22 protein-coding genes are annotated in these 22,999 nt (G+C 41.4%); 6 read left to right on the top strand and 16 right to left on the bottom strand.

All coding sequences use genetic code 11. From position 1 onward, the window contains the following. Positions 1-63 precede the first annotated feature (63 nt). The gene (locus tag KK487_RS04610; protein ID WP_013464423.1) at positions 64-825 is read left to right on the top strand and encodes an EAL domain-containing protein; all 762 of its coding nucleotides are present in this window, start codon (positions 64-66) and stop codon (positions 823-825) included. 71 nt (positions 826-896) lie between these two features. On the opposite strand, the gene KK487_RS04605 is transcribed toward KK487_RS04610, so the two are convergent. Beyond that, positions 897-2,384 carry a dipeptidase gene (locus tag KK487_RS04605; RefSeq protein WP_036956887.1) on the bottom strand — a complete coding sequence of 496 codons (1,488 nt, stop codon included), beginning with the start codon at positions 2,382-2,384 and terminating at the stop codon, positions 897-899. A gap of 161 nt (positions 2,385-2,545) precedes the next feature. Between KK487_RS04605 and KK487_RS04600 the strand changes: the two genes are divergently transcribed. After that, positions 2,546-2,719 (top strand): DUF2986 domain-containing protein, encoded by a 174-nt coding sequence (locus tag KK487_RS04600; protein WP_013464421.1) that lies wholly within the window; start codon positions 2,546-2,548, stop codon positions 2,717-2,719. 295 nt (positions 2,720-3,014) lie between these two features. Beyond that, a complete protein-coding gene (locus KK487_RS04595) occupies positions 3,015-4,415 on the top strand; it encodes a Type 1 glutamine amidotransferase-like domain-containing protein (RefSeq protein WP_036956822.1) in 1,401 nt (466 codons plus the stop codon). Positions 4,416-4,492: 77 nt separating this feature from the next. Here the strand turns inward: KK487_RS04595 and KK487_RS04590 are convergent, their stop codons facing one another. Further along, the gene (locus KK487_RS04590; RefSeq protein WP_036956821.1) at positions 4,493-5,473 is read right to left on the bottom strand and encodes a TDT family transporter; all 981 of its coding nucleotides are present in this window, start codon (positions 5,471-5,473) and stop codon (positions 4,493-4,495) included. 111 nt (positions 5,474-5,584) lie between these two features. Between KK487_RS04590 and KK487_RS04585 the strand changes: the two genes are divergently transcribed. Further along, complete coding sequence (locus tag KK487_RS04585) at positions 5,585-6,466, top strand: LysR family transcriptional regulator (RefSeq protein ID WP_036956820.1); 882 nt, start codon at positions 5,585-5,587, stop codon at positions 6,464-6,466. A 79-nt stretch (positions 6,467-6,545) separates the two neighbouring features. Here the strand turns inward: KK487_RS04585 and KK487_RS04580 are convergent, their stop codons facing one another. From KK487_RS04580 to KK487_RS04570, 3 genes are all read right to left on the bottom strand, one after another. Beyond that, the gene (locus KK487_RS04580; protein ID WP_215521996.1) at positions 6,546-8,678 is read right to left on the bottom strand and encodes a TonB-dependent receptor plug domain-containing protein; all 2,133 of its coding nucleotides are present in this window, start codon (positions 8,676-8,678) and stop codon (positions 6,546-6,548) included. Positions 8,679-8,766: 88 nt separating this feature from the next. Then, entirely contained in the window at positions 8,767-8,964 is a 198-nt protein-coding gene (locus tag KK487_RS04575) for a helix-turn-helix transcriptional regulator (RefSeq protein ID WP_013464415.1), read from the bottom strand. Next, positions 8,961-9,383, bottom strand: a complete 423-nt coding sequence (locus KK487_RS04570) for a hypothetical protein (protein WP_028835426.1) — start codon at positions 9,381-9,383, stop codon at positions 8,961-8,963. The genes KK487_RS04575 and KK487_RS04570 overlap by 4 nt, the downstream gene beginning before the upstream one ends. A gap of 340 nt (positions 9,384-9,723) precedes the next feature. Here KK487_RS04570 and KK487_RS04565 point away from each other — a divergent pair, with 340 nt between their 5' ends. Further along, entirely contained in the window at positions 9,724-10,929 is a 1,206-nt protein-coding gene (locus tag KK487_RS04565; protein ID WP_036956818.1) for an MFS transporter, read from the top strand. A gap of 54 nt (positions 10,930-10,983) precedes the next feature. Here the strand turns inward: KK487_RS04565 and KK487_RS04560 are convergent, their stop codons facing one another. Both KK487_RS04560 and KK487_RS04555 read right to left on the bottom strand, forming a co-directional pair. Then, positions 10,984-12,030: an NAD(P)-dependent alcohol dehydrogenase gene (locus tag KK487_RS04560; protein WP_036956817.1), complete on the bottom strand. Its 1,047-nt coding sequence runs from the start codon at positions 12,028-12,030 to the stop codon at positions 10,984-10,986. 119 nt (positions 12,031-12,149) lie between these two features. Next, positions 12,150-12,863: a DUF1499 domain-containing protein gene (locus tag KK487_RS04555; protein ID WP_036956816.1), complete on the bottom strand. Its 714-nt coding sequence runs from the start codon at positions 12,861-12,863 to the stop codon at positions 12,150-12,152. A 191-nt stretch (positions 12,864-13,054) separates the two neighbouring features. Between KK487_RS04555 and KK487_RS04550 the strand changes: the two genes are divergently transcribed. Continuing rightward, positions 13,055-13,276: a hypothetical protein gene (locus KK487_RS04550; RefSeq protein ID WP_008108632.1), complete on the top strand. Its 222-nt coding sequence runs from the start codon at positions 13,055-13,057 to the stop codon at positions 13,274-13,276. Positions 13,277-13,352: 76 nt separating this feature from the next. Here the strand turns inward: KK487_RS04550 and KK487_RS04545 are convergent, their stop codons facing one another. The 9 genes from KK487_RS04545 to fliE all read right to left on the bottom strand — a co-directional run bounded on the left by KK487_RS04545 (position 13,353) and on the right by fliE (position 22,988). Continuing rightward, a complete protein-coding gene (locus tag KK487_RS04545; RefSeq protein WP_036956815.1) occupies positions 13,353-14,303 on the bottom strand; it encodes a sensor histidine kinase in 951 nt (316 codons plus the stop codon). Then, positions 14,296-14,847, bottom strand: coding sequence for a heme NO-binding domain-containing protein (locus KK487_RS04540; protein ID WP_013464409.1), 552 nt, complete (start codon positions 14,845-14,847; stop codon positions 14,296-14,298). Before KK487_RS04540 ends, KK487_RS04545 begins: the two co-directional genes overlap by 8 nt. A gap of 220 nt (positions 14,848-15,067) precedes the next feature. Further along, a complete protein-coding gene (gene hrpB / locus KK487_RS04535) occupies positions 15,068-17,494 on the bottom strand; it encodes an ATP-dependent helicase HrpB (RefSeq protein WP_215521995.1) in 2,427 nt (808 codons plus the stop codon). Between the two features lie 48 nt (positions 17,495-17,542). Then, positions 17,543-17,959 carry a flagellar FliJ family protein gene (locus KK487_RS04530; protein ID WP_036956812.1) on the bottom strand — a complete coding sequence of 139 codons (417 nt, stop codon included), beginning with the start codon at positions 17,957-17,959 and terminating at the stop codon, positions 17,543-17,545. Then, positions 17,952-19,301 carry a FliI/YscN family ATPase gene (locus tag KK487_RS04525; RefSeq protein ID WP_036956811.1) on the bottom strand — a complete coding sequence of 450 codons (1,350 nt, stop codon included), beginning with the start codon at positions 19,299-19,301 and terminating at the stop codon, positions 17,952-17,954. Before KK487_RS04525 ends, KK487_RS04530 begins: the two co-directional genes overlap by 8 nt. Beyond that, positions 19,294-19,926 carry a FliH/SctL family protein gene (locus KK487_RS04520; protein WP_036956808.1) on the bottom strand — a complete coding sequence of 211 codons (633 nt, stop codon included), beginning with the start codon at positions 19,924-19,926 and terminating at the stop codon, positions 19,294-19,296. The genes KK487_RS04525 and KK487_RS04520 overlap by 8 nt, the downstream gene beginning before the upstream one ends. Positions 19,927-19,928: 2 nt before the next feature. Beyond that, the gene (locus tag KK487_RS04515) at positions 19,929-20,948 is read right to left on the bottom strand and encodes a FliG C-terminal domain-containing protein (protein ID WP_028835449.1); all 1,020 of its coding nucleotides are present in this window, start codon (positions 20,946-20,948) and stop codon (positions 19,929-19,931) included. Then, complete coding sequence (fliF, locus tag KK487_RS04510; RefSeq protein ID WP_036956807.1) at positions 20,929-22,656, bottom strand: flagellar basal-body MS-ring/collar protein FliF; 1,728 nt, start codon at positions 22,654-22,656, stop codon at positions 20,929-20,931. The genes KK487_RS04515 and fliF overlap by 20 nt, the downstream gene beginning before the upstream one ends. Positions 22,657-22,664: 8 nt before the next feature. Beyond that, complete coding sequence (gene fliE, locus KK487_RS04505) at positions 22,665-22,988, bottom strand: flagellar hook-basal body complex protein FliE (protein WP_010391195.1); 324 nt, start codon at positions 22,986-22,988, stop codon at positions 22,665-22,667. Positions 22,989-22,999: the final 11 nt, after the last annotated feature.

Below are 22,999 nucleotides of genomic sequence, written 5' to 3'. Positions count from 1 at the left end.
GTTAGGATTAAGGGCAGGCTTAACCACACCTTATTTTGTAGGTTAAAACAAAGGGTACGATGAATGAATGATAAATCACTAAATTGCGAAAAAGTATCTTGTAGCAATTGCGCTGATTCGAATGAACTAGATTTTGACTTTACCATGGCATTTCAGCCTATTGTAAATTGTCAAAATAATACTATTTTTGGATATGAAGCACTTGTCCGTGGTTTAAATAATGAATCTGCCTACTCTATTATTTCTCGCGTTAACGATACTAACCGCTATACGTTTGATCAGTTATGCAGAATTAAAGCGATTGCACTTGCATCAAAGCTGGGTGTAGATTCGATGCTTAGTATTAACTTTTTACCAAACGCTATCTACAAGCCAGAGCGTTGTATTCGTACCACCCTAGAAGCCGCTAAAAAGTATAACTTCCCTACAACAAATATTATGTTTGAATTTACAGAAGTCGAAAAAATAGAAGACAGCGCACATGTAAAACGTGTTGTGAGCTATTACCAAGAATTAGGCTTTAAAACAGCCACCGATGACTTTGGTTCAGGCTATTCTGGATTAAACCTATTAGCCGATTTTCAAACTGATATTATCAAGCTTGATATGGCGCTGATCAGAGATATCGACAAAGATAAAAATCGCCAGGCAATCGTTACCCACTGTTTAAACATGTTTAGCGCGCTAAATGTTACAGCTCTGGCTGAAGGCATTGAAACCGTTGAAGAATATCAGTGGTTAAAATACGCAGGTATTGAGCTAATGCAAGGTTACTTATTTGCAAAACCTGGGTTTGAATGCTTGCCAGAAGTTGATTTTCAATAGCACACCGTTGCTATAAAAAAACCGCCGTTACGGCGGTTTTTTCGTATTAGATATAGGTTATATATCCAAAATTACATATTTCCCAGCTCTATCATCATTGCGGTGTACATACGTAAATTAAGTGCTAATTGCTCAAGGGTAATAAACTCATGCTCTGAGTGCCCGGTGTAGCGTTTACCCGGCATAGATGGGCCAAACGACACGGCATTATCAAATAGCTTGGCATTTGTACCGCCCCCTATTGAAACAAAATCAGCGTTTTTATCACCCGTATAATGCTTAAAAATATCAAGTAGCTTTTGCGCATGGGGTGCGCTATCTAAAAGCATGGGCGTACCAATGGTGGTTTTAATGTTAGCTAACGTAACCTGATTAGCCGTTTGCCAATTAGCAAGCGCAGTATCAATTTGTTGTTTAAGTAACGTCTCATCTTTACCAACCGGACGGCGAGCATTGACCGCTAAAGTAAGCGCGTTACCCTCACGTTCAATAACCGTAGGCGCTACGGTCATTGGCCCCATAAAGTCATGTTCATAAGCAATTTCGCCAAACTGTTTACCGTGAATATCTAAACCAATAAGCTGATTAACAAAATCAATGAGCTGGCCATCACTATTGTTTTCAAGCTCAACGTTTTTAAATATTTCAGCTAAATAAGCAATGGCGTTAACGCCTGATTCCGGTTCAGATGAGTGGGCCGACATGCCTTTAACACTTATGGCAAGCGCGTTATTTTGCTCTGTAAAATTAAATTCAACTTGCTTAAGTGTGTTAGCTTTTGCTTTTAATTGATTAATTAATGTTTCGTTGGCGTTATGTAGTAATAGGCTGGCATCTTCAGGGATTTGACTGGCAAATGCGCCGCCGGTTACATCACTGACATACACACCTGTTTGTGGTGATGTTGCATCAAATGTTGGCGCAATTAAGCTCCAGCCTTTTTCAGCAACCACTACAGGGTAAGAGGCATCAATGGTTACCGCATACTTTGGTTGCTGATAAGTTTTCATAAACTCAGTTAACGGCCCCCAGTCAGACTCCTCCGCTAGGTAAATCATTAATTCAATACGATTATCAAGCGCTATGCCTTTATCTTTTATCGCCTTCATGGCGTACATTGCAGTCGCAATAGCGCCTTTGTCGTCTTCGGTACCTCGACCAACCAACTTACCCGCCTCTGAGGTGTCAATAACAAATGGGTTTTGCTTCCATTTGCTGGCATTAGCAGGTTGTACATCGCCATGAGTTACTATGGTTACCTTTTCAGTTTGTTGCCCCATACCAATAAGTACGGTGTAACCTAAATCTTGATAATCAAAACCAAGCTCAGCCGCTTTCATTTTTAGTAACGCTTTAAAGCCAATAAAGTCGGGATTTTGTGGTGCGCTAACATCACTTTTATTAACCGTTGGAAAAGACACCAAATTTGTGAGTGTATGTACTTGCGCACTTTGGTAGGTATTTACAGCGTAATCAGCCACGCTGTCATTAATTTTATTTAATTGTGCATGAGTATTAAAGGCCAATAAAGCGATACTAGCTAAAGCTAACTTTTTCAAAACAAATCCCATTTAATTAACAACCAAGAACCATAATTATAACGCCCTTGTGTAATAACAAACAACGCTTTGCGACAGAGCGTAAAACCGCCACTATATTTATCTAACAGCTTTACTAAAGATGCCTGTATAATGCGCACCTTAAAATTACGGGGTTAATCATGAATCGCAGAAAAAAGATCATTACAAAGTTTAATAACAAAGATAAGCGCGCAAATGCAAAATTACATAAAAGTAATAAACCTGCTTATGTGTCTAAAGCTGAACGTGAAAAATTAGCATTACTGGCTCAAGAACAGCAAATAGAGTCTATAAACGATGAAACATGTTTATAAATCAATAAAAACAAAAGCCTGGAACAAAAAGTAAAATAAAAGTTAATAAATAGTTGCAAACTGAACACCTAACTGTAATATTGAACATTCAGCAACAATGCTGAAACACACCAATAATCACTTAGGAGGCATAAATGAACAAACTATTTATTATCACTCCTAGTGCTCCTCAAGAATGTTCTGTCGACTATCATTTAAGTGAATGGTTCGACGAATAAAAAAACCTGAATAATTTAAAAGCAATAATGCCTCGCAGTAGGAAGGCTTCTATGTAATTAAAATTCAGGTAACAATAATGAAAAGAAAACTCTCAATTCTTAATGGATCACTAGCCGCGTGCATGTTTTTTTCGTTTGCAAGTAATGCTTGTTTAACAAACGAGGTTGAATCAAACGACACTGAAAGCAATGCAAATTCCCCACTTTGTAGTAATACCACCATTGCAGGCTCGTTGAGTCGAAATGATACTGATTGGTTTAGATTCGAACTAACGCAAACCGGACCTATTGAAGTTATTCTTGATCATCATACTCGTGATGACTTTGACTGGGCATTATATCAAGAAACGGGGTCGGCCCTAGCCGAAGGGGCGACCAGTAATGTGCCAGAAACAGGCAGTTATAACGCGCAATCAACGGGTACTTATTATGTAAAAGTAACGCGTTACTCGGGTACAGGTTGGTACGATCTAACAGTCAATTTTGGTGAAGGTAGTAACACCGGTGGCGGAAGTGGTAACGATGATTGTGGCTATAGTTCTCGCCCTGCAAAACCAGGTTCATTACAAGCATATTTACAAGGTGGCAGTGCTGATTCATGCAGCACATTAACAGCTGATCAAGGTGCTGTATTACTGATGGGTGGTGGCAGCGATGTTGATCAAGCATTTAGTAATCGCGTTGCCAACCATGTTGGCAGCGGTGCCGATGTTGTTGTGCTTAGAACCTCAGGTACTGACGCCTACAACGATTATTTACTGAACTTAATGAATGCCGACTCAGTAGAAACACTGATCATTGATACTCGCAACAAAGCGAATGATGACTATGTTGACTGGGCTATCCGCAGTGCTGAATTTGTATGGATTGCAGGCGGTGACCAATCTGATTATCTTAATCAATGGCAAGGTACAAAAGTACAAACCGCTGTGCAACACGTTTTTGATAAGGGCGGTGTCGTTGGCGGAACGTCTGCAGGCATGGCATTAATGGCAAACAGCGTATACGACCCAGATGGCGTTGCTGGTGCAGTATCAGATGAAGTAGTCACTGACTTTTGCCACGAAACACTTAACTTCAGCAGTCGATTTATTAATGTGCCTGTATTAAACAACAGCTTAACCGATACGCACTTCCAAGAACGTGACAGAATGGGGCGCGCCATCGTGTCTTTAGGCCATCACAGCAATCAGTACTTTTCTATTGCAGCCAGTGAGGCAACCTCACTGTTCATCGATGCCTCTGGTACAGGTGTTGTTGACGGCAGCAATGAAGTTTACATCTTTAAAGAAACGGCTAATACGCAAAGAGTGACATTGCAATGTGGCAGTGCTGTTAACTATCAAAATATTAATAGAGTAAAGCTACTACCTGGTGATAATTACAATGTGGTTAGCCACGCTCATAATGGTATGCAACTAGACGTGAGCATTAATGGTAATAACAACAACTTCTACTCCCCTATCAATCCTTATTAATCCCCCCAGTTAAGAGCCCTTTGGGCTCTTTTTTAACTGTCGCAAAAATAATAACTAAATAAACAAAAACCTGATAATTACCTATTCGTTTTATATTCAAGCCACTTTGAAGCCAAAGGGTTAAAATAATGCGTATAACGGATCGCTACATAGCCAACCACAGCGCTTGCTACTAGCAGCTCAAATACCGCTAAGTAATGTATTTGATTTATAAACTGCATATCCACGTTCATCGTTAGCATCCAATCCGCGAGTTTAAATAACGCTGTAGCACCAATGACCATGGGAAAGGTAAATGCAGCAAACCCTGGGCAAAACCTGCGGCGTAGTAATTTAAAAAATGCCGTATAAATAATGAGTGTCATTAGTATGGCAATACCAAATAACCCCCCAATAATCACTGGTGACGGTTGGGTCACCATAGTGAAATACCCCGCTAACGATAAACTTGCTGGCGCCGCTAAAATAGCCAGTGTAGGCTGTGCAGCATCAGGAATTTGCTCAGCAAATATTATCCGATAAATCATTATCGGCAACATAACTGTGTACATTAACATACCAAAATAAAGTGCCCCTTGTGCTAAAAACATCAGTGCTGGGTTACCCGAGAACGCGACATCGGCAACAATAATCCCCACCGGCGGTACAAACCAACTTGGCACCATGTGCTCAATTTTAAACTCACGAACACGATGAATAATAAAGCTCAGTAAAAATCCCAAATGCAATAAAAATGCGCCTACCCAAAGCACATCCCCTGCTAATGGATTAACGTGCCCTAACGAATTAGATACCACCAACGTTGCCATAGCAAAAGTAGGCACTACACTGCCTACAACAGGGTGCGCTAAGTCGGCTTTTAGTAATTGCGGGTGCAGTAAAAATTTTAAGCCAAGTATTAATAATAATACGCTTGCAATTGCCGCCCCAGTGTATTGCGCTGCGCCATTTACATTGAACATATTTTCCCAAGCCCAACCAAGGCTGGCTATGCCTAATGCTAACCCGCCCATTGGGGTGGGTGCGGTTATTACTTTGGCTTTTATATAATTAAACATGTTTATACTCCACACTCACTGTTTATCTTATAAAGAAGTTTAACCTTGCATTTTGTTTAATTAAATCTAAATATATAGAACACACGTTCAGAAAAACTAAACACCAAGTTCATGAATATTTCTCTTAAACAACTTAAAGTGTTTGTAGGTATTACCCAGCATACAACGCTTAGCGCAGCCTCAGAGCGACTTTACTTGTCTAAAGCGGCACTCAGTATGTCTCTTAGCGAGCTTGAAAAACAATTAGGCCACCCACTGTTTGACCGGGTAAATCATCGCTTAATTTTAAATCAAGAAGGGCAAAAATTACTGCCCCTGGCCGATGAATTACTGCACAGAGCAAATGATATTAATACGCTTTTTTCGTCCCACGCAACAGCCAGTGGCACGTTAAAAATAGGTGCCAGCGATACCATTGGTAATCATGTGTTGCCCTCTATACTTAGTGGATTTCGCCAACAACAGCAGCATTATTCTCAGCAGGTTTTTATTTCAAATTCTGAGCTTATTTGTCAAAAACTGCGCGACTTTGAACTCGACATTGCATTAATAGAAGGCCATGCCCAGCAAAGTGACTTAGTCTCAACCGTGTTTAGTCAAGACACCATGTGCATAATTGCGCCGCCATCTCACCCTTTAGCTAAAAAACCACAGCTTAGTTTTAATGACTTAGCAAACAGTCAATGGGTATTAAGAGAGACCGGCTCTGGCTCACGCTCATTCTTTTTGCAAAACCTTGCTACGCATATCGATAATTGGAGCCAAAGCTTTGAGCTCAATACCACAGAGGCATTGATCAACAGCGTTGCAGAAGGATTAGGGCTGGGATGTTTATCGTCACTCGCGGCACAGTACGCTTTAAAAGATCGCCGCGTTACCCAACTTAACTTAAACCACCCCATGCAAAGGCAGTTTTGGTTAGTGATGCATAAAGACAAATACAAAAATCCGCTGCTAACGCAGTTTATAGATTTTTGTCACAAGCAGAATTAAAAAATTAATAGTAATTAACTGTCAGATTCGATTAACCAAAAATCGAATCTGACAGCTCACACTAACTTACTCTCTCATCTTAAAACGCGTAACTCATAGCCAAATTAATAGAACGACCCTGTCCTGCTAATTGATTGAACCCCTGCGTTGAATCTTGTTTAAACTCAGCAATACTTACGCCGCCCAGTGGTAATTCATAATACTCATCAAGCAGGTTGGTAATATCAACACTCACAGTCAATGCATCCCAACTGGCTTTTGAGCTTAAATTAAGTAAATGATACTGCTCGGTTTGGTTTTCTAGGCGGTTGCTATCTACGCGGGTTTTACTATCGACCCACTGCCACGTGAGTGCGTTTTCAAAGCGGCCTATTTGCTGGTTAATCGCAAATTGGGTTTGCAGTGGCTTAATTTGATAAAGCGGCTGATCGGTATCGTCGCGCTTACCACGGGTATTGGTAATGTTAGCTTTTAACGACCAACGACCATACTGCTTAGACTCGTGCAGAGTAGCAACCGCATCTAGCTTTACTCCATAAAGCGTGGCATCTACGTTATTAAACATAAGTACATTACGAGTATTGGCAGCAAGCGCTGTGCGGTTAAAGCTTCTTACTCTGTTGACGTCAATATAATCATTTACATCGCTCACCCACGCATTAGCACTGATACGCCAGCTGTCGTCTTTAGCCATACGGGTATACGTAGTGCTAAGCGTATGTGCGGTTTCAGGTTTAAGGGCAATGTTACCAATATAGCCATTACCATCGCCGTACCAACCTATCATGGTGGTGGCCATATTTCCCACCCCCCAACTGTAACGTTCGTATAAATTAGGTGCGCGATTTTTACGAGCTAAACCAATTTGTAACTCGTCATTATTGCTTAGTTGATAGTTAATCAGCACGTTTGCATCGACTAGGTTGTCTGTTTGTTTTTTGTTCTGACCATTAAACTCTTTAGCGGCCATTGCATCGCTTGGCATCGCCATGGCCATGGACATCGCACTCATAGCGGCCATACCTGCGTTGTATGCTTGTACATCGTCGGTATTGGTTATTACATTTTCAAATCGAACGCCTGCATTTAACCACCAGCGAGTATTTAGTTGGCTTTCATATTCAGCAAGCAGGGCAATACGCTGACGCCGGCCGTTATTAATATTGTTGTAGTCATTTGGCCCCATCATCATTGAGCCTTCAACCGCAGGCCACCAATCATCAATATTCATATAATGGTACTCTTGGGCGAGTAATAACTGGCTGTTGTTATCAAGCGCTAATCGCCATTTTAACTGAGTGCTTATATCTTCGGCGTCGGTTTTCATTGGCATTTTTCCGGTTTTTTCTGCGCTGAAAAAACCCATTTCATGCTTTACGCTATGCCAATTTAACTGCGCTTCAAGCTCACTGTTTGTAAAAGCACGCTTATACTGGGCAACAGCGCCATAGCTGGTGTTATCTGTCATATCCATATATTGGTTAGCAAAGCCTTGATAGGGTATTTTTTGATGGCTTAGCTTAACCACTAATTGTTGCTTATCATCGCGCATGGCAGCACTTAAACTATGGTTTTGCGCGCGGTACAGGGTATCGAGCACTAAATCACCGTTACCATCTTCATAACTGTTAGCATCGCTAAACGCACCTTGATAATTAAAACTGAATACGTCGCTGGCAATGCGCATGCCCGCGCCTACCTTTTTGCCGTTATCTAGCGTATTGTATTGGGCTGATACGTAGCCAGAGTGCCAGCCAAGTTGCTTGCTTTCACTGTACTGAGGTGAAATAGAATTAACCGCGATCACCCCTGCAATATTATCGCCTCCCGCGCTTACCGGAGAAATACCTGCAACCACTTTGTAGCTACTAATTTGATTGGCTGAAATATACGACAGTGGCGGGTTCATTTGATTGGCACAGGCGGCGGTGATTTGCGCTCCATCGACCAGTACCGCCACTCTATCGCCCATTAAACCATTTAAAACAGGTAAGTTAGCCATGCCACCGGCGGCTGAAAAGTCCACACCTAAATCAGTTAATAACGATTCAGATGAACCTAACGATAGGTGTTTGTTTTGTGCTTGACCGTGTACTTCAATCACTTCAATTGAGGCGTCATCTGCAAAGGCAACAGGCGATAGTACGCCACTTATAACAAGTGCCAAAGGCGATACTAAATAGGAGGTTAGGGGATTTTTTTTATCAGTCATTATTGATTTACCACAAAAATTTTGTGGGTAAATTATACGTGCTGCGGCAAGTTAAAAAGCGCGACATATTGTCGCACTTTGTTAATTTTTAACCCTGTTCGTCATCAAAAATGTCTTCTATTTTAAGTTTAAACAACCTTGCGGCCTTAAAAGCCAGTGGCAAGCTGGGATCGAACTTGCCCTTTTCAATGGCATTAATCGTTTGGCGCGATACATCCAACAGCTCGGCCAACTTTGCTTGAGTGAAATTATGCTCGGCTCTTAACACTTTTAATCTATTTTTCATTCATCACCTGCGCAATAGTGTTTATTAAGCACATACACACTAATTAAATACACCGCCCCCATTAAAAACATTAAGTCGGGTATTTGCGCTTTAAAATCAATTAAACCACTCAATTGTAAATTGGTGTATGCCAGCCCGCCTACTAACACTGCACCTAAGGTAAACCCCATGGCACTGAGATGTATTTTTTGCATTAATTCATCCATGCCTTGCAAATAGCGCTTGTTGGCTAAAATCATCCCTACGCCAGCAGCCAAATTTATAATAATAAAAAAGCCACTAATTAGCGCTGAACGATCCCAGATTAAAGTGGGGCCAAAGCTGCAAATAGCTAAAGTAAAAAGCCATATTAAGGTCCATTTAGCTAGGTAACTGGTATTTTTAATTTGGCGTTGTTTTAAATTTAATTCTGCTTTCATTGCCTTTATCCTGTTTTTAAAAGTAATGTTTACTTTACAAATATCATTCATGCATTACAAAAAGTCAAGTTAACATTACATTTTAAATTTAACACTGCTTATTTTTGATTGCGTTAATACTTTGCTGAACTTACTTAACCATCCTTTGGTTGGCTTAAGTTAAATTTTATTCATCTTAAATTATGGTTTAGTCCATGACGAAAGTGAGCTTTTAATTTAAAATGCACGCCTCTTTACTCCTCATTTCCACATTCAACTAAATAAGCGTGTGTGCTTTATTTTTAAGCGCACTGGCGTTTAGTTTGTTATTAAATTTTATTTATTATCTTCAAGGATTTATATGGCCGTTGATACTACATCGCCGTCGGGTCAGCCCAATAGAACCGCTATTTTAATTGTGCTGGCGTTGGGTACTTTTATTTTGGGGTTATCTGAATTTTCTATGATGCCTATGTTGCCATTAATTAGTGAGGCTTTTGGCAGTACCCCGTCACAAAGTGGTTATGCTATTAGTGCTTATGCTCTTGGGGTGGTGGTTGGCGCACCCATTTTAATGTTGGCAACGGCAAATATGCGAAAACGACGAGCGCTATTATTATTTTTAAGCTTAATGTGTATTTCAAACAGTTTAAGTGCATTAGCGACATCGTTAGAACAACTGGTGCTGTTTAGGTTTTTAAGTGGCCTTCCCCATGGCGCTTATTTTGGTGCCGCGTTATTACTGGCCTCTGATATAGCACCGCAAGGAAAACGCGCTAGCTTTATGTCAAAAGTGTTTATGGGCTTAACCATAGCCACTATCGTTGGTGTGCCGGTGGTGACATTGGTTGGGCAAAATCTTAGTTGGCGTTATTGCCTCGCTGCGGCTGGGGTGTTGGCGTTTATTGCCTTTATTTTTGTGTATAACGTGGTGCCTAATGTTAAAAACACCCATACCTCTAATATACTCAACGAATTAGGGGTGCTAAAAAACAAACTGGTTTGGTCAATATTAGGGATTGTTATTATTGGCTTTGGTGGCGTATTTTGTATTTATACCTATGTGGCCGATACGATCTTAGAGGTCACTCAGAGCGCGCCCTATACAATTTCAATTGCTATGGTGATGTTTGGTATTGGCTCTACGCTCGGTAATTACGTACTAGGTAAAGCTGCCGATAAATCAGCGATAAAAACCACCGGATTTACGCTTGCCTCTACTATTGTTTTTGCATTTGCATATGTCAGTGCCAGCTATAATATTTATCTGCTGTATGCGGTTATATTTTTTATTGGCTGCAGCTTAGGACTATCAACCTTAGTGCAAACGCTATTAATGGATGTATCACCTGACGGCCACGCCATGATTGGGGCATTAGTGCAGTGTGCGTTTAATATTGCAAATGCTATTGGCCCTTGGGTTGGCGGCATTGCTATTGCAAAAGGGGCAGCGCCAAATCAAACAGGCTATGTTGCTGCGGCTTTATTTTTAGGTGGGCTGTTAATGTGGCTGCTTAGTTATATACAAATTAGCGGCAACAAAACTAAACAGGCACAGCCTTGTTAATAAAAACAAAAAGAGCCGCTAAGCGGCTCTTTTTAAATTTTACTCTTTAGCGTATTAAACGCTAATAGATGACATATCAATAACAAAACGGTATCGCACATCAGAGCGTTCCATACGCTCATAAGCGGTGTTAATTTCGTCTATGTTGATCATTTCACACTCTGGCAGTACGTTGTGTTCACCACAAAAATCAAGCATTTGCTGTGTTTCTGCAATGCCGCCAATTAACGAACCGGCTACACGACGACGCCCCATTAAAAGAGGAACTGTGTTTAGCTCATCTACTGGGCCTACTTGGCCAACAATAACCAAGGTACCATCGATATCAAGTAGCGGTGTGTAAATTGATAAGTCATGCTTTACGGGCACGGTATCAATAATGACATCAAACGCTGACTGCGCATTTATCATTTCATCATCATTGTTTGATACTAAATAATGCTGTGCGCCGAGCTTAATTGCATCTTCTTTTTTAGACTCAGTACGACCAATAACAGTAACGGTTGCACCCATTGCTACTGCATTTTTAACCGCCATATGACCTAATCCACCAAGGCCTACCACAGCAACTCGGCTACCTGTTTTTACACCCCATTTATGTAACGGTGAATAAGTAGTAATACCGGCGCAAAGTAACGGCGCCACGCGCGATAATTCTAAGTTTTCAGGCACTGATAATACAAACTCTTCGCGTACTACAACGTGTTTAGAGTAACCACCTTGAGTCATTTCGCCGTTAACTCTATCGGTCCCGCTGTAAGTACCGACCATGCCTTCACGACAAAATTGTTCTTGGTGATTATCACATTGGTCACAGCTTTGACACGAGTCAACCATACACCCTACGGCAACGGTATCGCCTTGTTTGTATTTTTTTACATCACTACCGACTGATATTACTTTACCTACAATTTCGTGCCCAGGAACTAATGGGTAATTACTACCCCCCCAGTCGTTACGCACTGCGTGTAAGTCTGAATGGCACACACCACAATATAAAATTTCTATTGCTACATCGTTATTTCGTAAATCGCGGCGCTCAAAAGAAAACTCTGTAAGCAAAGAACCTTGACTTTTTGCTGCATATCCGACTGTTTTCATAATAACTCCATAGTTTATTAAAAATTATCCACAGTATGCATTGTCAGCTATGAACATAAGCTGATCATGTGCAACTGCAAATAGCCCCATAAAGTGCAGGGCTGTTTTTCTGTTATCAATTATTCCACAACAACAGCATTTAACTCGTCAATCAGTGTTTTAATACGCTGTGCATTTTTACCTAAATCACTTTTACCAATGCGTGATTTACTGCGTATATCGACCACGCGTTTACTGCCTTTATCGTTAATACGAACCACAACATCGTCTTTAAAACCAAACCAGGTCGTGGTGTCTGTTGCTTCAACAATGCCATTATTAACATCACTATTAACCAGTTCCCAGCCTAAGTTTTCCATGGCTTTAGTGATTGCTGCCACCAGCTCTGTTTGGGTTTGGTTGTACTCGAGCGGTTTTAGTTCTGGGTACGCTTCACGTTGCTGCGCTGCCGTTTCTTCACCCGCGTAAGCAACAGGGTTAGGTGCATCAGCACGTAAAGGCACAACCGCAACAAACTTAGGTGGGTTAATTAAATCGGTAGAAATATCATGAATTGGCGGAACACTTTTTGCTGTATTCATCATGTTAATCGGCATTGCAATTGCAACAGCTGCAAAAATAACCGTGACCACTGCACTGGTTAGGCTCACTGTTTTACGCATGAATAGCAATTGAACTAATAATAAGGCTAATGCTGCCCCACCAACATAAACGCCTAATCTAAAACCAGCAAAGGCAGTACCTAGTTCAACAATATTAAATTTATAAAGAGGTCCCGGTAGTACCACCATTAAAAAAGCGATAAGCCCAACTAAGGTCACTAAATGTTTCATTGCCTACTCCGTTATTGTTATATGGTTATTGTTTTTTAAACAGCTTTATACTGTTAACACTCCAATTTAGATTACTATGACCGATAAGTATCTATAAAGTCATAATTTATTGCCCTTTTAAAGTAGATAACTTGACTCCTTGGTAAAAATCAACAAACTACGGGGGTAAAATTATCAGGGTATTATTATTTATGAAAACAGAGATTAGTTACCGGTTTGAGTCATCACAAGTAGCCAACCGCTTTTTACACGAATTAAAAGATTGGCCAGTCAATGACGTAAAAACACGTCTTTTTAATGGCGGCGACAGCGTTAAAGTAAGCTACGAATATGATGAAAGCGGATTTGATTATACCGTTGCCGAACTTGATGATTTAGCCGAGCAACACGGCGGACAAGAAGTATCGAGTTAAGATACTTATACCTACGCTCAATAGCCACAACACACTTTGTAGCCATGCCTACATTGTAAACTTTAAGCTTACAAAGTTATGTAGCAATAGGTATTACACAACGTATTAAAGACCCCATACCCACTTCACTTTCAACCTCTATAGTGCCATTGTGCTCTTTAAGTACATTGTAAACTATAGCCATTCCCATACCAGTGCCTTGGCCTACGGGTTTAGTGGTAAAGAAGGGATCGAACATTTGTTTAAGTGTATCAGCGTCCATTCCACAGCCGTTATCTGCCACCTCTATGTAAATATTGTTTTCATTGGCAAACAGCTTAACTCTTATTTTTCCTTGCTGATCGCGCAAATCGTCGCAGGCGTGTTTGGCATTAATTAATAAGTTTACAAACACTTGTTTCATCGATGATATATTACACCGTGTTAGAGGTAACTTTTCAATGTGTAACTCTATAGCACATGTCCCTAGCTGGTTGTCGAGTAGTTTTAGTGTGCTATTGAGTGATTCTGTAATATCTGCCATTGAAGTTACGTTGTCTTTTAGGCTTGCAAAGTCAACAAGGTTATTAACAATATGAGCGATACGCTCTAAACCCTCTTGGGTATCATCAACTAAGTCATCAATATCGTCCACAATAAAGCTTAAATCGTTCTCTTGATTGAGCTGAACTAAAATAGACTCTAACTGCGATACTGAAATCGATTTATCTACAAATTGTTGAGCCGCCGTCATTAACGAAACCAACACGGGCTTTATAAATTTTATACTTTCTACATTGCTGGTTATGTAAGCAAGCGGGTTATTTATTTCGTGGGCCATCCCAGCAGAGAGTGTCCCTAGCGTGGCCATTTTTTCACTTTGCATTAAGGTTATTTGTTGGTTTTTGACCGTTTCGAGCTTTTCTTCCAGCTCTTGATTAACAATAAACAATGCCCGTGTTTTGTCTTCTAGTAGGGTTTCTAATTGATCTCTGGCTGATTTTTCGCGCAAATACGCTTTTTTATAATTGTAGTCGTCTTCAGCCATGGGGAGTCTCATATTTTATTTCAATTAAACACGAATCAAACCCATCATGCATACACTGGGCATGATTAAGTTTAGCATCAACCCCATAATGAGCCGCAGCACCAAAAATAAGCCCTTCGGCGCACATACAAAGCTGTCGCTTAGAGTTGTAACGCATTAAAATAAACCCGTCTTCAATAATTTGGGCGTCAATTTCAGGTAAATTAGGCTCATGATAAAGCTTAGCTACTTCAACATGAATTACTTTATCAATACCAATAATGAGATCAGCAAAACAATTAAAGTTAGCAACAATGCTTGGATGACGTGCCTTTAAGTGAGAAAATAAATACTCTCCAAAGGCCTTTAATACCTCTGGCATAGACATAGAAAGTGCAGTTGCTACATCTTGTGCTAAACCAACTATTTCTTCATCTGGATAACTTTCTGCAGAAATATAAACACGACCCTCCGGTGCATTTTTTTCAAGTAAGTCGTCCCATGCTGCCATGCCACATTTTTCAATAACCAGTGCCTCAAGCCCTCTAAAGATAACGCCTTTCATGCATGTTCCCTCTATTATCACTTTTAGATTGTTAGCTGCATCTTCAATTAGTTACAAACGCTCGCTACCTTACTGCTCATATGTACACTAGGGTAATAAGTCTTACCCAGTAAAATATCAGCATTAAAGTAATAATAGTTTAGTCGCTTGTAAAACGCCCAAAAATGTTCGTTATTTGTATGGTCAACGTTTAACATTAAGTGACATTAAGGAAGCGTGCTCACATTCTGCTTTTTACTCTATTGGTGGCAACGCTATTGGCAGGGTCGTCTGGCCAAAAGTGCTTGGGGTAGCGCCCTTTCATCTCTTTTTGTACCTCGCGGTAACTACTATTCCAAAAATGTGCTAAGTCTTGGGTTAACTGTAGTGAACGCTTGCCTGGCGATAACAACTCCATTAGCAATGCTAATTTACCGTTAGCTAGCATAGGTGTACTGGTTAAACCATATACCTCTTGCATGCGCACACTAAGCTTGGCGGGGCCATCAAGTTGGTATTCAATTTTTATGTTAGAGCCACTTGGTACTGTTAGTCGCAGTGGGAGTAAAGATTTTAGCTCGCTTTGCTGTTGCCAATTAAAACAGTTTTGTAGTGCCTCAAAATAATTAAACTTTTTAAGTTGCTCAAGGGTTTTAATATCTTCAAGGTATACCCCTAACCAATCACCTGCTGTTTCAATGAGCTGCTGCTGATTAATAACAGGAAACTGTTCTGGCATCAATTTGCTGGCTAGGCACATTCTAATAAGTAACTGCTCACTTTCTTTTTGCTCGTTAAACAGTGAAAAGCCCTGCTTGGCAAACACACTAAGCCATGCCTTGGCACGCTCTGTTTTATCAAGCTTATGTTTACTTGGTTGGCTGCTAAGGGTAATTTCTCCAAGTTTTACTTCATCTTGATGAATAAACCTAGCAGCTTTTTCATCAAACTCGCAGCGGGTCAACTCAGTGAATAAATGCGGTAAATACTCTTTAAGCGCTAATGGATTTAGCGCCGTGGCCGCAAAAATACGCCCGCCTTTGTGTCCGCCCATACTGGCAATAGCTATATATTCGTCATTATGCCAGTAGTCAGGGTTTAGCTCGGCCCCTGCGCCATTAGCAAGTAAGTAGCCATTACCGCGTTTTTTAGCGATGCGATCTGGATAGCCAAGCGACACTAATAAGCTTAAATGATCGGTGTTTAAATCTGTTTTGCTGTCGGTAAATTTTAAGCGTTTTAGCCAATAATTTAATTGTTGCTTAAACACTGGATGCGGACGCTGCTGTTGACTATGCAGTGCTAGATTAAGCTCATTGGCAGTGCTAACTCGGCTTTCTAGTAAGGCCACTAAATAAATAGCTAAGCGATAAATCCCACTTAACTGTGGTTCTAACATTTGCGCTTTTAATAACATATGCGCTAAGCGAATATCGGCACCAAAGCCCAACATTTTACTACCCAGCGTGGTGAGCTTACCGTGGCTATCTATAGCTTCAAGCATAGATAATAAATTAGTAGCTTGGCTGCATTGTTGCTCACTCGGCGGGTCAAGTAAGGTGAGTTCACTAATACTTGCACCCCACTGCTTCGCCTCTAGCATCAGTTGGCTAATATCTGAGGTAAGAATATCAGGGTTATCGTGGCTGTTTCGTCGCTCAAAAGTTTGTTTGGAACCTAACCGATACACAACCCCTGGTTCTATTCGTCCTGCACGCCCTGCGCGTTGTACTGCCGATGAACGCGATATACTTTGCGTAGTGAGCTCAGTTACACCGGTTTTTAAATTAAAGCTGGCTGCACGGCGCTTGCCGCTATCAATCACAATTCGAATGCCTTCAATGGTTAAGCTGGTTTCGGCAACATTGGTGGTCAGTACTACTTTTCGCATCCCTTGAGGCGCAGGTGCTATTGCAGCTTGTTGATTGGCTTTATCTTGCTCACCAAATAAAGTGGCGACTAGGCAGTTACTAGGTAAGTCGCTCAATGCTTGTTGCACGCGCAGTATTTCTCGTTGGCCGGGTAAAAATACCAGCGCACTGCCGGTTTGCTCATTGAGTGCTTGTTTTATAATAGCGGGGATGGCATCAAGCCAGCGGCTTTCATCTTTTATTGGGCAATATATTTCGTCAATCGGGTAACTTCGCCCGCTTGACTGAATAACTGGGCAATTAAAAAATGCGGTATAACGATCGCTATCGAGGGTGGCCGACATCAGCATAATGGTTAAATCTTCACGTAGCGCCGCTTGCGATTCTAAAGCAAAAGCCAGCGCGGTATCTGCTGCGATAGAGCGCTCATGAAACTCATCAAAAATCAGTAAATCAACATCACTGAGCTCAGGGTCATTTTGTAACATGCGTGTCAGCATGCCTTCGGTGACTATTTCAAGGCGCGTGTTCGCACTTACTTTACTCTCACCTCGCACCCGTAAACCGACACTTTGCCCCAGCGTTTCGTTTTGGCAATGCGCTAAATAATTGGCAATATTACGTGCAGCTAAGCGCCGAGGCTCCAACATCACTATGTGTTTATAATGCCCATCGCGCATAAGCTGTAATGGCAACCACGTTGATTTACCTGCACCAGGTGGCGCTTGCAGTAAGGTGATTGGGTTGGCTTTTAATGCATCAATGAGTGAGTTATATATTTCTTGAACCGGCAGCACGCTATTTACCCTAAATTACTTTGTCGCCATTGTAGCAAAAATTAGCAGTTATTTATGTAGGGTACGACTATGTGCTTGGCTGACCATTTCATCTAAAACTTTAGCTTCTTGTTGCTGCGCTTGGCTTTGAAAAGCACGGTGCCTGTTGCTTACTATCCCTTCTATGCCTTTGGTAAAGCTCATTTGCTTAAAACAAGCTTGCTGTTGACGTAATTCATCTTGCTGTGAATCATGAATCCGCGCTTGTTGCTGCGCTGACAAACCAGACAAAATGCGTTTCATCCCTGATAAATTTTGTAAGCTTAGCGCCGAGCTCATTTGCTGGTTTTTAACCATACTGTTTATGTGCTGCTGTAGCTGCGATAGTCGCTGCTGCTCTAAGTTACTTCTTTGTTGTAATTGAGTTTGCTCGGCCAGCATTTTATCTAATTTTTGTTGTTGTAATCCTAAAAATTTATTAAGCATTCAGTTCACCCATCACTGCATTTAACTGATTCACTGACTGTGAAAAATCCACTTGTTCGTTCAATCCTTGGCATAAAAATGATTCGATTTTTGGATACAAATTTACCGCACTGTCGAGTTCCGGATCTTTACCTGCCTGATACGCCCCTAAAGGTATAAGCTCATGTACTTGCATATAGCGGCTATAAAGTTTTTTCAATTTATAACAAAAGCTCAATTGCTCATCGCTCACTATATTTGGCATCACTCGACTAATCGATGAACCAATATTAATGGCCGGATAGTGGCCCTTTTCTGCTAGGGTGCGATCCAATACTATATGGCCATCAAGAATTGCTCGGGCGTTATCGGCTATTGGGTCTTGTTGATCGTCGCCTTCAGCTAATACCGTATAAATGGCGGTCATGCTGCCTTTGCTTTTTTCACTATTACCGGAGCTTTCAACCAACTGGGTTAATTTACTAAATACCGATGGCGGGTACCCTTTAGATGCGGGCAGCTCGCCTACCGATAGGCCAATTTCACGCTGTGCTTGCGCATAGCGGGTTAATGAGTCCATTAATAGCAATACATTTGAGTTTTTATCTCTAAAATAGGCCGCCAGTTTATGACTAAGCTCGGCGGCTTTAATACGCAATAAGGGAGAATCGTCCGCTGGGGATGCAATCACAATAGCCTTTTTTAACCCTTCTTTACCCAAGCTTTGCTCAATAAAATCTTTTACTTCCCAACCACGCTCACCGACTAGGCTTACAATAACTACATCGGCCGAGGTAAAACGGGTCATCATGCCAAGTAATTTACTTTTACCCACACCCGAACCTGCAAATAACCCTAAACGCTGGCCTTTACCCACACTAAATAGGCTATTAATAGCGCGAATACCCACATCTAACGGCTCGGTAACGCCTTTGCGCTCCAGTGGCGTTAAAGAATAATCGTTACCCAATTTACTGGCGCTTTTTGTGCTGTCTTGTTCAAGTGGGCCTAGGTTATCAATGGGTAGCATTTGCGCATCAATTACTCGCCCTAATAGCTTTTCTGAAATAGCCACATGGCTGTTTTTTATAACTGGTCTGACTCGCCCACCAGAATATAAATTTTGTATTTTTTTCAAGGGCATTAAATAGGCTTCATCTAGATTAAAACCCACAACTTCAGCGTCATACCAGTGACCGTCAACACTCTCAACTTGGTACTTTTCGCCCATAGCGAATTGCCCACCCGTCGCGGTAAGTGTTAAACCATTAACTCGTGTTAAACGACCATAGCTTTTAACTAATTCAGGCGGGGTTAGCGCTGTCAGCGCAGATTTTAAGCTAGTGTGTAGGGGGTTAGTCATGTGGCTGCGCTTTGAGTATTTCAGGTATCACTTCATCCAGTAAGCTTTGTAGGCGCTCTGAAAAAGAAAACCGATGTGTTTGTTGCTCTGCCACCAGTTCAACGTCTCCACTAATCAGAGCCTCATCAAAGTAAACCGGCACCGAAAATTCAGCTAAACGCGCATCATTAAAGCAGTGGCGATCAGCCCCTGAGATCATAACTTTTGTTACTACATCGCGATTGCTAAGCAAGGTAATGGCTTTTTCAATCAGCTGCGCGCGTATTTCGGGGCGTACTTTTAGCTCGCAGTCAATAACGTGCTCTGCTAACCTGCTTATCATCAAGGCAAGGTCTTGTTTAAACTCATCATTAAAGTTAAGTAGTTCGTTATTCGCTTTGTCGAATAAAGTGTTAAAACGTTCAATAAGCTGTGTTTTTTGCGCTTCAAGACACTCAGCAACACGCAACTCTATTTGTTGCTCCATTTGCTGCTCTAATTCGCTTTGCTTATTGGCAGCCCCTTGCGCGAGCCCTTCTTCATAGCCCTGCTGTAAACCAACACGCTGAGCAGCATCTAAACGCTCTTGCAGCGTTTGATGTTGCTCATTTTTATTTAAAGTGGGAAACCTAAATGCTTGACTCATAGTTAGCCTGCAGTCTCTTCTTCAAATAAGCGATATTCAATATCACCTTGTTTGCTCATGTCTCTGACAATCGACATAATTTCTTTTCTGGCGGCAATCACTTTGCTCAGTGGTTGTGCACTTAATCCGTCAATTTGCTGTTGGTACACTTGCGCTAAACGTTTAGGTAGTGCACCTAAAACACGCGCTAAAAACTCACTGTTTACACCCTTTAATGACATCGTCCATAACTCATCAGGAATGTCATTAAGCAACAAGGTTAATGTCTCGTCTGTTTGCTTAATTAAGCTGTCAAAATCGTACATTTTTTCTTGTATTTCATCAGCCACGTTAGTGTTATGTTTTTTCATTAGTTCGATAATTTGGCTCTTATTACCGTTGTAACGATTCATAATTTCAACTGCTTTATCGACGCCATTGACCTGCGCGCCAACTTGGCGGCCAACAAATTCAATACACGATTCAAGCGTTAAGCGCACATCATCAATAACGTGTTCACTCACTTCACGAAGACTCGCAATACGATAAAGTAAGTCATCGTGCTTGGATTCTGGAAACAGCACAATAATGGCAGAGGCTTGCTCTGGCGGTAAAAAAGCCAAAAACAGCGCCTGCATTTGCACGTGTTCTTGCTCTAAAAAGCGCACGATAAGTTCAGGCGGGATCCACTCTAAACGACGTAAATCGTCATTCATGGCACCACCATAAATATCATCAAGCATAGTTTTGGCAAGCTTTCTACCGACGGCTTTATCGAGTGCTCGCTCTAAATACACACGCGATGCACCATTGACGCCACTTTCATTGCGGTAGCAATCAAAAAATTCACTCAAGGTGCCTGCAACATCATGTTGAGTAACGTTTGAAATTTTAGCCATACGCTCAGAAATAGCCTGCACTTCACGGCGGCCTAATTTACGAATAACACTGGCGGCGTTTTCCTCGCCCATACTTAGCAATAAAATAGCGGCGCGATCTAACGCCGGTAATTGTGAGCCTTTATCAAGCTTTTCTTGATTCAATTTCAACTCCTTGTTCTACCCAATATTTTATTACCGATGTGACACGCTCGGTTTCTTTATTAGCAAGTAACTGCATGTGCGCTATCTGTTCTTCAAAGTCATTGCCTATTTGCGGTAACGACATATTTTGATGTTCGCTTGCGCCCTCTTTGGCAGTTAAGTTTTCTATTTGCGATTTCGCATTAATGGCTTCATCAAGCGGACTACTTTGTCTTTCTGTTGCAGAGACTGACTTAACCTCATTATCTGTGGTTGCCATGGCGTTGTTTGCGTCGTTACTTTTGCCTTTAATTAAGTGATTAACTAATGGACGCACGCCAAATAAAATCAGCAATAAACTAATTAAAGTGCCAACAATATAACGGGCATACTCTTTAAGCTCTGGCATTTGCCACCACTCAAGGCCTTCACCTGGGGCAAGTATTTTTTGTTCTACAAAGGCAAAGCTAGTTATGTTGAATTGATCGCCGCGTGCGTCGTTAAACCCCGTGGCTTTTTTTACCATTTCACCTAATGAAGCGAGCTTTTCTTCGCTCCAGCCATCAGCAGTACCTGCTACTTGCTCATTAATAAGTACCGATAAGCTCATGTTTTTAATTCGGCCTACTTCAAATTGGGTGTGAGTGACTGAGCGGCCATTTTCAAACTGTCGCTTGCTCTCACTTCGTTGTGAAGTACGCTCGTTGTTTTCATCTTCAGCTTGTTCATTAGGCACTGGTGGCTCATTAGCTAAAGAACCCGGAATGCCCGCCGCCAGCTGATCCATGGTGCTATCAGATTTAATAAACTCTTGTGTTAATACATTTTGTGGGTCAACCATTTCACGGGTTTCTTCTACCACGCTAAAGTCAACATCACTTGAAACCTGAATTCTAAAATTGCCTTCGCCTAAAATTGGCAACAACATAATAGAGGCACGTTGCTCTATGTTGCGCTCAACTTTTTCGATAAAGGCGAGTTTTTTATCGGTTTCTTTGCCTACTGGGGTGGTATCAAATAAGTCGCCGCTGAGTAGTTTACCGCGCTGATCCACCACCGACACAGAACGAGAATCAAGCCCTGGCACACTGCCAATAATCAGTGCAATAATGGCTTCCACTTGTTCCGGTTTAAGCTCATGGCCTGGCGCTAAATCAACCATCACAGACGCTGCGGTTTTTTGCTCAGTACGACCAACAAACAAGCTGCGTTTAGGTACCGCTAAATGTACGCGTGCGTTACGAATACCTTGCATGTTAATAATGGTGCGCGCCAGCTCACCTTCTAAGGCATGCTGGTATTGCATAGATTCGATAAATTGACTGGTGCCCATAGACACTTTATCGCTAATATTTTCAATTCCCTCAGGCATAGAGGCTTTTATTCCTCTGGCCGCAAGCGTAATTCGCGCATCAGCCAGTTTTTCTTGCGGCACTAAAATATTACCGCTGTCGGTATCAATGCGGAACGTGATTTGTTCTTTATCTAAAATTTCTAAAATATTAGCTTTATCATAGCTTTCTTGATTACCGTAAAGCGGTACGTAGTTTTTAGCCGAGGTCCATAAAATAAGGACTATGGTCGCAGCCACTAAGGTGGCTAACAATGCAATAGTTGCAACACTTCTGTCACCTGAGTTGCCGAAGTTTAATTTGTTTGAGAGATTAACCACTCTTTCTTTTAGGTTACTCTCATTTTGCTCAGGTACTTTTGCTAATTCTCCTTTCATATCAGCCTCTACAGTGACATGCGCATGACATCATCAATGCCATTGAGCACTTTATTGCGCATTTCCATCAGCATAGAAAAACTAAGCCCCGCTTTTTGACTAGCGATCATTGCGCCAACCACATCTTCACTTTCACCAGTATCAACGGCTTTAACCATCTCACCGGCGATATTTTGTTGGGCGTTGATAGAGCGAATAACATGCTTAAAATCTTCACTAATATTTACATTTTGATTACTGATAGCAGCCGGCTCTATGCTCTCTGGACCTGCAATTTTTTGCATGTCCATCATTTTGCCCAGCATCATTTGTTGACTTTCAATTGGCGACATTCTTTTTTCCT

Source organism: Pseudoalteromonas sp. SiA1 (assembly GCF_018732205.1).
Taxonomy (GTDB): Bacteria; Pseudomonadota; Gammaproteobacteria; order Enterobacterales; family Alteromonadaceae; genus Pseudoalteromonas; species Pseudoalteromonas tetraodonis.
The sequence above is the reverse complement of the archived record's forward strand: the minus strand, read 5'-3'. Positions and strand labels throughout refer to the sequence as shown.

Excerpts from the sequence above, each read along its gene's own strand:
- KK487_RS04585 (WP_036956820.1), top strand. The coding sequence starts at position 5,585 with ATGAATATTTCTCTTAAACAACTTAAAGTGTTTGTAGGTATTACCCAG.
- KK487_RS04560 (WP_036956817.1), bottom strand. The coding sequence starts at position 12,030 with ATGAAAACAGTCGGATATGCAGCAAAAAGTCAAGGTTCTTTGCTTACA.
- KK487_RS04590 (WP_036956821.1), bottom strand. The coding sequence starts at position 5,473 with ATGTTTAATTATATAAAAGCCAAAGTAATAACCGCACCCACCCCAATG.
- KK487_RS04555 (WP_036956816.1), bottom strand. The coding sequence starts at position 12,863 with ATGAAACATTTAGTGACCTTAGTTGGGCTTATCGCTTTTTTAATGGTG.
- KK487_RS04610 (WP_013464423.1), top strand. The coding sequence starts at position 64 with ATGAATGATAAATCACTAAATTGCGAAAAAGTATCTTGTAGCAATTGC.
- KK487_RS04550 (WP_008108632.1), top strand. The coding sequence starts at position 13,055 with ATGAAAACAGAGATTAGTTACCGGTTTGAGTCATCACAAGTAGCCAAC.
- KK487_RS04545 (WP_036956815.1), bottom strand. The coding sequence starts at position 14,303 with ATGGCTGAAGACGACTACAATTATAAAAAAGCGTATTTGCGCGAAAAA.
- KK487_RS04600 (WP_013464421.1), top strand. The coding sequence starts at position 2,546 with ATGAATCGCAGAAAAAAGATCATTACAAAGTTTAATAACAAAGATAAG.
- KK487_RS04525 (WP_036956811.1), bottom strand. The coding sequence starts at position 19,301 with ATGACTAACCCCCTACACACTAGCTTAAAATCTGCGCTGACAGCGCTA.
- KK487_RS04565 (WP_036956818.1), top strand. The coding sequence starts at position 9,724 with ATGGCCGTTGATACTACATCGCCGTCGGGTCAGCCCAATAGAACCGCT.
- fliF (WP_036956807.1), bottom strand. The coding sequence starts at position 22,656 with ATGAAAGGAGAATTAGCAAAAGTACCTGAGCAAAATGAGAGTAACCTA.
- KK487_RS04575 (WP_013464415.1), bottom strand. The coding sequence starts at position 8,964 with ATGAAAAATAGATTAAAAGTGTTAAGAGCCGAGCATAATTTCACTCAA.
- KK487_RS04520 (WP_036956808.1), bottom strand. The coding sequence starts at position 19,926 with ATGAGTCAAGCATTTAGGTTTCCCACTTTAAATAAAAATGAGCAACAT.
- KK487_RS04530 (WP_036956812.1), bottom strand. The coding sequence starts at position 17,959 with ATGCTTAATAAATTTTTAGGATTACAACAACAAAAATTAGATAAAATG.
- KK487_RS04595 (WP_036956822.1), top strand. The coding sequence starts at position 3,015 with ATGAAAAGAAAACTCTCAATTCTTAATGGATCACTAGCCGCGTGCATG.
- KK487_RS04570 (WP_028835426.1), bottom strand. The coding sequence starts at position 9,383 with ATGAAAGCAGAATTAAATTTAAAACAACGCCAAATTAAAAATACCAGT.
- fliE (WP_010391195.1), bottom strand. The coding sequence starts at position 22,988 with ATGTCGCCAATTGAAAGTCAACAAATGATGCTGGGCAAAATGATGGAC.
- KK487_RS04580 (WP_215521996.1), bottom strand. The coding sequence starts at position 8,678 with ATGACTGATAAAAAAAATCCCCTAACCTCCTATTTAGTATCGCCTTTG.
- KK487_RS04540 (WP_013464409.1), bottom strand. The coding sequence starts at position 14,847 with ATGAAAGGCGTTATCTTTAGAGGGCTTGAGGCACTGGTTATTGAAAAA.